General features: G+C 49.9%; 12 protein-coding genes. 11 read left to right on the top strand and 1 reads right to left on the bottom strand.

The genetic code is table 11. From position 1 onward, the window contains the following. The first annotated feature begins 35 nt into the window (after positions 1-35). The 7 genes from P5G61_RS10070 (at position 36) to P5G61_RS10040 (ending at position 8851) form a co-directional block, all read left to right on the top strand. Positions 36-824 carry a hypothetical protein gene (locus tag P5G61_RS10070; RefSeq protein WP_301246311.1) on the top strand — a complete coding sequence of 263 codons (789 nt, stop codon included), beginning with the start codon at positions 36-38 and terminating at the stop codon, positions 822-824. A gap of 593 nt (positions 825-1417) precedes the next feature. Continuing rightward, complete coding sequence (locus P5G61_RS10065) at positions 1418-2950, top strand: peptidoglycan DD-metalloendopeptidase family protein (protein ID WP_301246310.1); 1533 nt, start codon at positions 1418-1420, stop codon at positions 2948-2950. 276 nt (positions 2951-3226) lie between these two features. After that, positions 3227-3949: a response regulator YycF gene (gene yycF / locus P5G61_RS10060; protein ID WP_024629555.1), complete on the top strand. Its 723-nt coding sequence runs from the start codon at positions 3227-3229 to the stop codon at positions 3947-3949. Next, positions 3949-5799: a cell wall metabolism sensor histidine kinase WalK gene (walK, locus tag P5G61_RS10055; protein WP_024629556.1), complete on the top strand. Its 1851-nt coding sequence runs from the start codon at positions 3949-3951 to the stop codon at positions 5797-5799. Before yycF ends, walK begins: the two co-directional genes overlap by 1 nt. Next, a complete protein-coding gene (locus tag P5G61_RS10050; RefSeq protein WP_301246309.1) occupies positions 5783-7063 on the top strand; it encodes a YycH family regulatory protein in 1281 nt (426 codons plus the stop codon). The genes walK and P5G61_RS10050 overlap by 17 nt, the downstream gene beginning before the upstream one ends. Before the next feature lie 231 nt (positions 7064-7294). Beyond that, positions 7295-8038 carry a two-component system regulatory protein YycI gene (yycI, locus tag P5G61_RS10045; RefSeq protein ID WP_024629558.1) on the top strand — a complete coding sequence of 248 codons (744 nt, stop codon included), beginning with the start codon at positions 7295-7297 and terminating at the stop codon, positions 8036-8038. 6 nt (positions 8039-8044) lie between these two features. Beyond that, positions 8045-8851, top strand: a complete 807-nt coding sequence (locus P5G61_RS10040) for an MBL fold metallo-hydrolase (RefSeq protein WP_053781977.1) — start codon at positions 8045-8047, stop codon at positions 8849-8851. Here the strand turns inward: P5G61_RS10040 and P5G61_RS10035 are convergent. After that, complete coding sequence (locus tag P5G61_RS10035) at positions 8820-9032, bottom strand: hypothetical protein (protein ID WP_079348410.1); 213 nt, start codon at positions 9030-9032, stop codon at positions 8820-8822. The two genes, P5G61_RS10040 and P5G61_RS10035, sit on opposite strands and share 32 nt — an antisense overlap. A 765-nt stretch (positions 9033-9797) precedes the next feature. On the opposite strand from P5G61_RS10035, the gene P5G61_RS10030 reads away from it, so the two are divergent. From P5G61_RS10030 to rlmH, 4 genes are all read left to right on the top strand, one after another. Then, complete coding sequence (locus tag P5G61_RS10030; RefSeq protein WP_301246308.1) at positions 9798-10961, top strand: S1C family serine protease; 1164 nt, start codon at positions 9798-9800, stop codon at positions 10959-10961. 299 nt (positions 10962-11260) lie between these two features. Next, positions 11261-11782, top strand: coding sequence for a hypothetical protein (locus P5G61_RS10025; RefSeq protein WP_301246307.1), 522 nt, complete (start codon positions 11261-11263; stop codon positions 11780-11782). A 332-nt stretch (positions 11783-12114) separates the two neighbouring features. After that, a complete protein-coding gene (locus tag P5G61_RS10020) occupies positions 12115-12282 on the top strand; it encodes a CxxH/CxxC protein (RefSeq protein WP_017691462.1) in 168 nt (55 codons plus the stop codon). A gap of 500 nt (positions 12283-12782) precedes the next feature. Beyond that, entirely contained in the window at positions 12783-13262 is a 480-nt protein-coding gene (rlmH, locus tag P5G61_RS10015; protein WP_062327777.1) for a 23S rRNA (pseudouridine(1915)-N(3))-methyltransferase RlmH, read from the top strand. Positions 13263-13274: the final 12 nt, after the last annotated feature.

Genomic DNA, 13274 nt, shown 5'->3' with positions numbered 1-13274 from the left:
TGATATGGGGTCGGAAAACGGAGGGAGAGAACGGAATGAAGTTGCTTCAATGGTTTATTAAAGTTGTACTTACCGTGATGCTGGTCAGTTCGTTGACTTTGCTGACAACCGGATTAATTGTTCAGTCATATGTAAAATCGCTGCTGGCGAGTTTTAATATTCAGTGGGAAGGCCAGCCCATGGGCTTAACGGCTATGTTTCAGGGGGCACTGGGAGGTAAAGCCGTTGAAGAGAAGAAGCCGGGAACGGGCACGACAGACCAGCCGGCAGGAGCGGAAGAGGAACATGTTCCGGAAGATGCGATATCTGTCATGGGCAATGGGACAGGAAGCGGAGAGGCCGGCGCCAGCACAGGCAACAACAGCACAGGACAGGATACAGGCTCAGACGGGGATCAAGGGACAGGTTCAGGGACAGACTCTTCCGCTATCGGGTCTAGCTCAGGGGGCGGCTCTGGTACGGGAACAGACGCAGATACTGGCACAAATACGGGCACCGATTCAGGAACAACAGCTGGCAATAGTACAGCATTAGGAAACGGAACAGGTACGAGTTCCGATGGCACGCCTTCTTCAGGGAATGATGATATTGTAGTATCCCCGGATGACATTACAGGCAAGAAGGATAAGCTCCCGTTGGAGGAAAAAGAAAAGATTTTCAGTCTGCTGATGAACAAGCTGCCTCAGAAAGAAATGCAGCAGATTTCAAGTGCCATGGAAGGTGGCCTGACCGAACAGGAGCTGCGTGATATTGAGCAGGTGATTTCCAAGTATCTGACCAGTGAGGAATACGATAACCTGATGGAAGTCCTTCAGGCAGAATAAACCAAAGGGTTGTTGGAGCAGTTCGGCAATCCCTTGCTAGATATATATTCCATAAAAACCGAACAGATCGAATTCGGGGAATTGAGGCTGAAGCAAATTTGGTTTCTAGTAATAAAATGCTAAAAAATGGTTAGCATATAATCCTACCAATTCGAGGCATCCTATAGGATGACTTTCATGAAATCCCTTACCAGAGATGATCTGGCAAGGGATTTTCCGCTTGTATTTTTATGAAAAAGAAATCACATTATAGTGGGTCTTAGAACCTAGTCTTAAAAAACGATCAAAAGTACAGCGTGTACCTGAAGAAGGGGCATTATGGGGAGCAAAACCTATCTGCCATCTTATGGATAATACAGGAAAACCGTGCGTGGCGCGGCTTTGCGCTGTGATGTGTACAGTTGAAATGAGTGTAAAACCTGTGTTAAAGTATACGGGTGTGATAAAAGGTTAAAATTTTGACACTTTTATGTGCGCAGCTAAAGTCCTGATTTGCGGACACCCGAATACAAATATCGACAAGCATGGGACAGACACAATGGGTGATGTCTTGACAGAAATGCGAACTAAGAAGTGCTGAAAAGGAGAGAATCATGAAAGGTTTCAGAGGCATACGCCAACCGGGCAAGAACCGGGAACACGAACAATCCGGGGAACACCGGACGGCCGAAGACAAAAACAACATGAGCATGTCCAACTTCAGTGGCAACAAAAAGCGCGTTCTGGCCTCGCGCAAATGGATCATTACAGCAGCATGCGGTTTATTCATCGCTGCATCGATCGGATTCGCAGGCAAACAATACGTTGCTGCAAACACCGTTCCATATTACAAAGTGATGGTCAAAGGCAATGAGATTGGCACCATAACGGATGAGGCGCAATTACAGAAATTATTTGCAGACAAAACTGAGGAATTCCAAAATAAATATCCAGAAGCGGAAATGGTACTGAACACAGACGGCATCACGACCGAAACCATTAAAGCATACAAGCCCGTAGTGAACAGCGATGAGACGCTGGATAAGCTCGGTGACATGCTGACTGCCTATGCCAAGGGTGTAGAGCTCAAGGTAGACGGTGAAGTGATCGGCATTGTGAAGGATCAGGCAACAGCAGATGCGATTCTGGAACAAGTGCAGAACAAGTACATATCGGCATCGGCTGTGCGCAGTTCGCTCAAGACGAAGTCGGTATCGGCAAACTCATCGAAGAAAGCAGAAGGGCCAAGCACAACGCTGAAGTCCGTTGGCATCAAGGAAGATGTGGCAACAGATGTGGTGAAGGCTGATCCAAACAAATTATGGGATGTGTCTGAGGCGGTTAAAGCTTTAACCGTTGGTAAAGACGCGCCTGTAACCTATGTCGTGCGTGAAGGAGATACGATCTCTTCCATCGCTGCGAAATACGAAATTACACAAAGCGAGATTCGCAAACATAATCCGGGCATCAAGGAAACGTCGCTGCAAATTGGGGACGAGCTTACGCTGACGGTGCCAAAGCCAGCGGTTACCGTTAAATCGGTGGAACAGGTTGTTGAACAGATCGAGATTAAACCACAGGTAGAAGTACGCAAAAGTGCTGAGCTCAAAGCAGGCATAACGAAAGTGGTGCGTCCAGGTCAAAGCGGTCTGAAAAGCATGCAATATCGGATAACGAAGGAAAACGGTGAAGTCGTTCAGGAAGAATGGCTTGGCCAGGAAGTCATCAAGGCAGCGGTTACTGAAGTGGTCCTGAGTGGAACCAAAGTAGTCGGTGAAGGTTCAGGCGAATTTGCCTGGCCGGTATCTAACGCTACGATGAGCAGCAGCTTTGGACAACGCTGGGGTCGTCAGCACAAAGGTGTCGATCTGGTTGGCAACCGTGATGTGAAAGCGTCTGATGAAGGCGTGATTACTTTTGCAGGACAGAAGAGTGGCTATGGCAATGTTATTATTATTAACCATCGTAATGGGTACGAAACACTTTATGGACACTTGAACAGCATCGGCGTCAAGGTTGGACAAGTCGTCGAAAAAGGCGAGAGCATCGGCGTAATGGGCAACACGGGTCGTTCGACCGGAACGCATCTGCATTTTGAGATTATCAAGAACGGAACGGTTGAAAATCCGATGACATACTTGAACTAGTTATATCGCAATCCAAAGCAAGGTTGGCAGTTGATGCTGGCCTTGTTTTTTGCTGCTGTAAAATTTTTTCATTTTGGAGTACACATTGGCCCTGAACGGGATGTGACGGTGCTTCAGGTATGGTAAACTATAGACTATAGGCAACAAGCCATATGATATGGACGATAGTCAAAGAATGAGCTAGAAACAAGTTCAACGAGGCTTTGATACAAGCTAAATATAAGAGAGATAGACCGCTCATGCGGATCAAGCAGGATATAGGGGTGAAGACAGCCGATGCAGGGGAAGATTTTGGTGGTGGACGATGAACAGCCCATTGCGGACATTCTGAAATTTAATTTGGAAAAAGAGGGGTACGAGGTCATCTGCGCTTTTGATGGCATTCGTGCGGTTGAACTGGCGTTATCCGAGAAGCCGGATCTGATGCTGCTGGATCTGATGCTGCCGGGTAAGGACGGTATGGATGTGTGCCGCGAGGTGCGTGCCCACCTAGAGATGCCGATCATTATGCTGACCGCCAAGGATGGCGAGATTGACAAGGTGCTCGGTCTGGAGCTGGGTGCGGATGATTACGTGACAAAACCTTTCAGTACACGCGAGCTGCTCGCACGGGTGAAAGCACAGATGCGCAGACGGCAGAAGCTTGCTATCACGGCTGAGGCGCCGGAAGACGAGGAGAAGCAGGTCATGCGTTTATTTGACCTGGCATTCGATATGGACATGTATACAGCTTACAAAGGTGGAGAACCGCTGGATCTGACTCACCGTGAGTATGAGCTTCTCTATTACATGGCGAAGCATTCGGGTAAGGTCATGACCCGTGAACATCTGCTGCAGGCTGTATGGGGATATGAATATTTCGGGGATGTACGTACCGTGGATGTTACGATTCGTCGTCTGCGTGAGAAGATTGAGGAGAACCCGAGCAAACCGGAAACGATTCTGACTCGCCGCGGGCTGGGTTATCTCGTGCGCAGTCCCAAAAGCGTGGGGATATAATGGGGCGATTCTCGCGATTTTCGTTCTTTCGAACGATTCAGGCGAAACTGATTATTATCTATGTACTGCTGATTCTGATTGCGATGCAGTTGATCGGCGTTTATTTTGTCAGTGCGATGAAGAACTCGCTGACCAGCAACTTCACGGAGGATTTGCAGGCGCGGGCTGAAATGCTGTCTGTGCTTGTGGGAGAGACGATGGCTGGTGGAGAAGCCGAGGCTGGCGAGGACAAAACGGAAAATCTGCGTGTGTTGGTAAACAATCTGTTCAACATTAACGGGGCCGAGATTCAGGTGCTGGATGCCAGCGGCAAAGTGCTGACCACTTCGCTAAGTTCCCATTCGGACTATGTTGGGCGCAAAAATACCCAGACCGTTGTCAGCCGTGCGCTGCAAGGCATTCGGGACAATGAGGAATATATCGTAGACGAGGATAATGTTCGCAAAAAGGTCGTTGCCAAGCCGGTGCTGTCCGGCGGCAAGATTATCGGCGCGGTGTACATCGCCGCCTCGATGAATGAGTTATATGCCACCATGGAGGGCATTAACAAGATTTTTATCTCCGGCATTTTGATTGCCTTGGTATTAACAGCGGTGCTCGGTGTCATTCTGTCACATACGATTACGCAGCCGATCAAGGAAGTCACCCGAAGGGCGACGGCGGTTGCGGAAGGCAACTTCGACCAGCAGACCCCTGTATTCGGAACGGATGAGATTGGACAGCTCAGTCGGGCGTTTAACTATATGACCAGCAGATTGCGGGATGCACTCTCTCAGAATGAAGAGGAGAAGGAGAAGCTGACGTCCATTCTGACCAATATGAGCGATGGTGTGGTCGCAACAGACGAATATGGCAAAGTCATTCTGGTGAACCGCCGTGCCAGCAGCATTCTGGGCATGCGTCCGGCGGATATTGAAGGGCGACACTTTGCCGTACTGCTCGGCATTGATCCGGAAGATGCTGAAGCGTTAGCCAGTGGCTTCACGGGTTCGACGCTTCTCCAGATTGCGCCTGCTGGACAGGAAGATCCCGTTGTCATCCGTATGACGTTTACACCGGTTCATCGCCGTGAGCTAGGCATTACGGGTACGATTGCTGTGCTTCAAGACGTTACGGAGCAGGAAGAACTGGAAGCGTCGCGGCGTGAATTCGTGGCGAATGTATCCCATGAGCTGCGTACACCGCTGACTACCATTAAGAGCTACGCAGAAGCGCTGGATGATGGCGCTCTAGAAGATCCGCAGCTCGCTGGACGATTCGTTGGGGTCATTCAGAATGAGACGGAGCGCATGATTCGATTGGTTACGGATCTGCTGCACTTGTCACGTCTGGATTCCAAGGAAGCTTTGCTGCGTAAACAGCCAACGGACATCATGGAGATGTTGGAAGAAGTGTCAGACCGTTTTTCATTCCAGATGCATCAGAAGGATATTCAACCTGTGCTTTCTGTGGAGAACGGGATTCCAGCCGTTCCGCTGGATCGGGACCAAATTGATCAGGTGCTCGATAATGTCGTGTCCAACGCGCTGAAATACACGCTCGAAGGTGGCACGATTACCATTGCAGCTAGACGTAATGATGATCATACTCTCGCCATATCGGTGACCGATACGGGAATGGGGATACCGCAGCGGGATCTGGATCGCATTTTTGAACGGTTTTATCGCGTTGACAAGGCGCGGTCCCGCAGTATGGGCGGTACAGGGCTCGGATTGTCCATTGCCCGGGAAATTGTGAAGGCCCATGATGGTCATATCTCACTGGAGTCCGAGGTGGACGTGGGGACGACGGTAACGTTCACACTTCCGATGCGTGAGGAAGGGGGTGAGCACCTTGAAAGAGCGGATTAAATCTCTGGTGCTTGCTTCCCTCGTCGTTGCCAGCTTGGTACAAAGTTACTTCCTGATCTATCGTTTGCCCGGTGGGGGTGATTCGATTGTGACGTCAGAGACGAACTATGTAAAGACCGAGAATATGGGTCAGGAGCGCAATATTGAAGAGTTGATTTTCCCTGATCAGATGGTTATTCATCTGGGAGAGGACAAACATACGGTTTTTTATCCAGGCAATACGTTCTACCAGTTGATTTACTCACGGTTGCAGGGTCGTACATTTGATGATTTCCAGCGCCGCAGCGTACAGTCCATCAACTGGGATCAGATTCGTAAGGAGAATCCCGGCTTTGAGCTGTCGTTCAAGGAAGGCATCCCGGTAGCTTTGCTACAGCGTGTGATGCGGCTGGGGACAGACTCTCTCTTTCAGGGGGAGACGATTAACCGAATCTCGATATATACAGCCAAAAATGAAACGAAGGCTCATGCACTGTTCTTCAGTGCCAAAGGCGATGTGGTCTACGAGGCGACGCAGGCGGATTTGACGGTACAGGACGTACAGCAGCACGTCGACTTTGGCAGCAACTGGACACCTTATACGCTGATGGAGGGCGGATATTATATCCCGGCGGAGGCACTGGAAACGATTGAGGCTGACGTGCCCACAGGTCAGTTCACTGTTGAGCAGATGCAGCGCAGCCTGTTCTTTGATCCAAGCATGACCCGAAACATTCGGGAAAAAGACGGTTCGGAGATCTATACGGATAGCAAACGCAGTCTGCAAGTGAAACAGGAACAGCGCTGGATTAGCTACACCGATCCGGCGGCACCGCCTGCGGGACAGATTGATGCAGCGAAGGATGCGTTGTCCGCGGTTGATTTTGTTAATCAGCATGGCGGCTGGAAAGGTCGATCACGCATGATGCTGGATACGACTGATACGAAGACAAAGCTCCAATTTCAGCAATATTACAGCAGCTTCCCGATTATGGACTCGATGCAGTTCCGGTTCGGCACGATCAGCATGGAAATGCAGCAGGAGACGGTATCCAGCTATGAACGTTCGCTTGAATATCTGAACGAAGGTGCGGAGACGAAGAAATCGGTCAAGCTGCCCGGTGGGGACAAGCTGAAGGCTCTCATCCAGAAGGTGGCGGGTACCAACCGTAAGGTTGTAGACGTGTATCCGGCATATCGTCCATCCAGCATTGAGGACGGGCTGAAGCTGATCCCGGTATGGGTAATTCGTTTTGGAAATGGTGAGGAAACCACCGTTTCTTGAGAGGCTATAGGATATGAAGTCATTTGATATTCGGGCGAGGTTTAAGATCACACGTTAACGGAGGGGCAGAAAAAACCTGAAGAAGCGAAGCGCTCGCCTTTATCACCGGATTTCTCCCTTAGGAAAAGGGAATCAAGAAATCTGGGGATAACAGCGATCGGAAGGTTGTTCTGACTGCGGAGTGAAAAGTGTGATAATAGTCGTTTTTATCAAATGGAGGAGGTGAATGTTTTGGATTGGGGACGGGCGAAAAATGTATTGATCTATGCCTTCCTGCTGCTCAATCTGGTGCTGGGATACCAGATTTGGATGGATGCGCGGGAGACGGCCGGAGCCAATCTGGACTTCACCTCGCTGGCGGATAATACACAGCAGGCGATGGAGGAGAAAGGCATTCAGGTGCTGGCTCCTATTCCGAATGAAACGCCGAAGTTACCGAAGCTGTCGTATGAGTTTATCGAAGATAACAAGGCAGGTATTGAGGTTGGACTGGAAAAACCTGTGGACAGCAAGCTGATCTTCTCGCAAAGCGAGCTGGAGGATGCACTGCAAGACGAGATTCCCCAGATCGGTACGTATCGATGGGATCAGCTGATGGCGGAGGATGGGGCATTTGTACTTCATCCGTTGGTGGATGGCAAATGGCCGCTCTTCAATGTTAGTCTGGAGCTATTCTACAGCGACCAGAAAATTACGGGTTACCGTCAGACTCCGGTGCGGATTACGACAGCAGAGGAGAGCGATCAGCAGGTGCTTCCGGCGTCGAAGGCGCTGGGTACGCTGATCGAGAACTTTTTGCCAAATGATGCGATTGTCAAAGATATTCAGCTGGGCTATTACGGCCAGTTGTTCAATTCAGATATGCAAGTGGCGATGCCGGCATGGCGGTTCGTGCTGGAAAGTGGCGAAGTGTTGTATGTGCAGGGCATCAGCGGGGATGTATTCAGTCCCAAGACAGACAAACCAGGGGAGTAATGCGTTATGGGGATTTATTTTACCGTGTTATCCAGCGGTTCGACAGGGAATGCCACGGTTATACAGCATGGGGGCACGTCCCTCATGATTGATGCAGGTCTCAGTGCGAAGCGGCTGGAGGCCTTGTTCCTGGAACGGGAGATTTCGGGAACGGAGCTGGACGGGATTCTGGTTACACATGAACATTCCGATCACATTAAAGGACTAGGCGCGATGTCTCGGAAATATAATTTACCAATCTATGCAAATACGAGTACGTGGGCGGCACTGGAGAAGTCCGTTGGGGCGATCCCAGAGGAAAACCGGAGGGTATTTGAGACGGGTGAAAAGCATGATTTTGGCTCCCTGCGCGTAGAATCCTTCGGCATCTCCCATGATGCGGCGGAACCGGTAGGGTACACGTTCGATGATGGCAGTGAGAAGCTGTCCGTTGCGACGGATCTCGGGTATATGAGCGATAAGGTCCGCGATGCAATCTCGGATTCGGATGTACTCGTGCTGGAGGCGAATCATGATGTCGAATTGCTGCGCATGGGACGGTATCCATGGAACACCAAGCGCCGCATTCTGAGCGACATTGGCCATTTGTCGAACGAAGCGGCGGGAGCTGCACTGAGTGAATTGATGAACGGACGCATCAAGCGCACGTATCTGGCACATTTGAGCCGGGATCATAATATGATGGATTTGGCGAAAATGACCGTGCGTGATGCGATGGAGAGCCGTGGATGCTTTTATCGAGATCATGAGTTCAAGCTCTGTGATACGTATTACGACCGGCCTACGCCATGGGATAGGGTGGGTGAGCCATAAAGCTGTCGAGTTCGGTGGCTTTGCGCTCCACTTCCTCACGAGTCAGAATGCCTTTGTCGATGAGCAGTTCAATAATCGTGCTTAGAGCAAGGGTGTTGCGATAGTGTTCTTCCTTGAGATCGGCCAGCTTGGCCGCCATATGAACTTCATCCATGGCTGTGAGTGTACGCGTGCGATCCATAGTGTGAATCCTCCTTCTATGAAGCTTTGAATTGTCTTTTACTATTATTGTAGTCAGGCTGAGTGGAAAACATTCCTCTTTTTGCCGCTATAATTACACGTAAGGGACGTGTATGCTGAACCAGGGGCCGCTTTTTGCTTAAGAAGTTGAAAAAGTTCACGGAAATAGGCAAAATTGCGCTTAGCGAACCGGATTTTGTGGTGATAGATACTAGGGACCTTTATTGTTAAGCGCGTTATAGCGGAAATTTCCGTTAATCTTCGTAATTATGCAACTTTTTGGGATTTGGCGTGTTTAGTATATAAGGAGCTTTATATAAAGAGACTGATTTGTGTGCGAAAAGGCATGTCGTAGAATGCGAGAGCATTTCTGATAGAGTCACAGACAGGATGGGATGTTCGTTCTGTTGTACATAGACGCTTCATTTCGAGTTAGCGGGGATGCAGCGATATGCAAAACGATTTTTTATGCAGGAACGCATGGAAACTGTTGGGGTCTTCACGTAACGAAAGACGGCAGAAGGAACCTGAAGAAACGGAGTGCTCGCCTAAAAGCTTTCTGAAAGAAAGCTGCTTCGGGAGCATGCGCTATGAACAAATTTTTACCTTATTAGAGGGTAATCAAGAAAATTTGTGAGTAATAGCGATCGGAAGGTTCGTCTGCCGGCGGAGTGGGCTATGTGAGAACACCATCGTTGGCCATGCGACAACGATCAGGCGGCAGGTCAGGGTCTTGATGCGTGACAACGAAGGGGAGAGGATCACGATGGGATTGTTTGGAGACGATTTTTATTCAACCAAAGTATCAAGACGCGCCGAACCTGAACAGAAAGGTAAACTTCAGATCATTCGCCCTGGAGGCAGGGGCAGGGGTCGTGACCGCTGGCAGAATCCACGCAAGTCACGCTCGGGCTTTAGCTCCACGGTCAAGGTAGCCGTGATCAGTTCGGTAATTAGCTCCATCGTGACCGTTACGCTGTTCAGCTTTATTATGCAGCCCTCAGCGTTACCTCTGGCGAACGCTGCAGGGAACGGCGGAGGCAGTACACAGACAGCGCAGGCTGCAGATCCGTACGACCGGATTATTCAGGCAGCAGCGAAGGTTCGACCTTCCGTGGTGAGCATTGTGAACCATAAGACGGGCAGCAGTCTGTCGATGGAGGATTCCGCGCTGGGATCAGGAGTCATTTTCAAGAAGGAAGATGGCAAAGCCTACATCATGACCAACCATCACGTAGTAGAAGGTGCGAGTGATCTGGAGATTGTGACCGTGGACGGGGAAACGCACAAGGCGAAGCTGGTGGGCAAAGACCGGGTGAGTGACATTGCCGTATTGTCCGTACAAGATGAAAAGGGCATCGGTCCCGCCGCAGAGCTTGGCGATTCCAGCAAACTTCAACGGGGTCAAACGGTGCTGGCGATCGGGAATCCGCTCGGCCTGGGCGGCACGCTGACATCCGGTATTGTCAGTTACACGGATCGGATTCTGCCGGTATCCATTAATCAGGATGGTGTGTACGACTGGGAACAAAACGTAATTCAGACGGATGCGGCGATTAACGAAGTGATGAAAACGGTCGATTCCCTGCTGCTGAACGGCAAGGTGTCACGTCCATATCTGGGCGTGTATACTGTCGATCTCAGCAATCCGTATGCCCCACTGGATGATGAGCAGCGTAAGGATCTAAAGCTTCCATCCCACGTAGATAGCGGTGTGGTTGTTCTGGAAGCGTCCGGTCCGGCATCCGATGCGGGCATGAAGCTGAATGACGTCATAACGGAATTTGATGGGCAAAAAATTACCTCTACGCTTGATCTGCGGAAATATCTGTACGATAAGAAGAAGATCGGCGATACAATTGAGATTACCTTTTACCGGGACGGCAACGCCGAGAAGGTGTCGGTGAAGTTGACGGATAAACCGGAGTAAAGGGATCTGGCCGCAGGTGCATGGCACACAAAAACAGGGTAATACAAGAGAGTCGATCAACTCGTTGATCAGCTCTTTTTTATTGCACTAATCTTCATTTACATATAAACCAGATTCATGAGGTTACAGGGGATATTTTGTCGTTTCCCCATGATCAGTTGGGACCAGAGCCAAAGTCTCTGTTATAGAGGATTCCGGTTATGATACACTGTTGGGAATGTGTTGGTGATGTCGGGTTATGCGAGTAACATCTGTTTGTCGATCTGAATTCTCAATCTGGAGTGGAAGGGGTTATTTTAATGAAACGTTTGACGAAAACCATGCTGGGGGGAACAGGTCTAGTATCTGCACTTTTTGTTTTGTCTGCATGTACTTCCGAAGTGCCTCCATCAGGGTCTGCTGATGTTAGTGGTTTACAGAAGAAGATTACAGGTCTGGAGAAGAAGCTTGCGGACCAGAGTGAGAAGAATAGTGAGCAGAACAAGAAGATCGCCGAACTTGAGAAAAAGTTGGAGGAACTGAATACTACCGTGATCGCGGTAAATGAGGCTGGTGGCAAAGCGTCTGCTGCCCTAGGAAGCAACGGATCGGCCGGGAAGGGCGATGGGGTGCTGATTACATTTGCCCAGTATGAAAAGCTAGAGGTTGGCATGTCGGTTGACGAAGTTATCGATATCCTTGGCGGTGAAGGCGAGGCACTAAGCGAAGCAGATAATATGGTGGTTTATAACTATAAGGGCATCGGAAGTTCGGGAGCCAACGCAGTAATCGCAATCCAGGGAGGCAAGCTGTTGACGAAGGCGCAGTCGGGGCTGGAATAAGATTGATCTTCGTTGGGGCTGGAGGCCAATAGGATGGATCCGAATGGATGGATTTCAGCTGTGCGGTAAAGCTGAATAGTTGCGAATGATCCGAACAAATATGGAAAATAGAGAAGTGTTACTTTGGGATCCCCACGGGGTGTCGAGAAGTGACGCTTTTTTGGGTTGGATTTTGCTGAAATGAGAGGATTGGTTGAAGTTGGACACGATAAATGGGAGCTAGGGGTTTCTTTTCCGCGGCAGGTGTGATAGAACAGAGAAGTGGCTATCCTGTATGGATAAGCGGTTGTGAATCGGGAGCATAGCTGGATACAGAAAGGATGCTTGAACGGATGTACGTTGTATGCAAAGAACACGTGGACATTGCCATCGACATGTTTGTTGATGAGTATGAGGACGCTCCAGATATCGTTGATCTGAAGGAGACGGAATTTGCCGATTGGGACCCGCCTGCGAAGTGCGCCGAGTGCGAACAGCACGCGGAATTTCTCGTCGTTTAGCGTACTGTAGGAATTGGACGGCCGGAGGCGCGATTGGATCGGTGCTTCTGGCGGGCTTTCCATCCGGTATGAACATCACAGCAAGAAGCAAAGGAGAGCGTGATGAGCGCTCTTTTTGCGTTTGTAGGAGATTGGTGTGGTTGGGCCGAGTAGCTCTAACAACCTGAGACTCCTTATTCGGAAGAAACACCGCCTGTTTGAAATCTAACGAATCGTAGACACGCTATATTACTGAAATGGCCTCGAAAGTGGGGGGAAAGCACGTTTTATGCGGAATAGCGTGTTTCAGATTCTTTAGAATTTAAAGGAAGCGAAAAAGCGCCGAATAAGGTGTGAGGGGTTCGTTAGCTTGTGGGAATGAGACGGGATGGCGACGTAAATGTGTGGTAAGTAAGGGGACGACTGTAGAAGGTGTTAATTTTAACTGTTGGAACAAACGATGCGTTGAGGCATCTTACGTATAGATTATTTCGCAAGACGATTAGGAGGAATGGATCTTCATGTTGATTCAGATTATTGGCGTAGGCAAATTGAAGGAAAAATATTTGACGCTCGGCATACAGGAATATGCCAAGCGCCTCGCCCCGTACATCAAGTTTCAGATGATCGAGGTCGCAGACGAAAAGGCGCCCGACACCCTGAGCGAAGCCGAGGTCCGGGCGGTAAAGGAGCGCGAGGGCGAACGCATTCTCGCGCATGTGAAGAGCGAGGCGCACGTTGTCGCGCTCGCATTGGATGGCCAGCTCTGGAGTTCCGAGGAGCTGGCTATGGAGATCGACAAGCTCGGCACGTATGGGACGAGCCATGTCGTGTTTGTCATCGGAGGAAGCCATGGGCTCTCCGATGAGGTGCTGCGCCGCGCGAAGCAGCGCTTGAGCTTCGGGCGCATGACCCTGCCGCATCAGCTGATGCGCCTGGTGCTGGTGGAGCAAATTTATCGTGCGGTGAAGATTAATCGCGGTGAACCGTACCATAAATAGGGCGAAAAGTTG

It is taken from the genome of Paenibacillus vandeheii, assembly GCF_030433635.1.
Classification (GTDB): Bacteria; Bacillota; Bacilli; order Paenibacillales; family Paenibacillaceae; genus Paenibacillus; species Paenibacillus vandeheii.
Note: the sequence above shows the minus strand (reverse complement) of the source record. Positions and strands in the feature narration are given on the sequence as shown.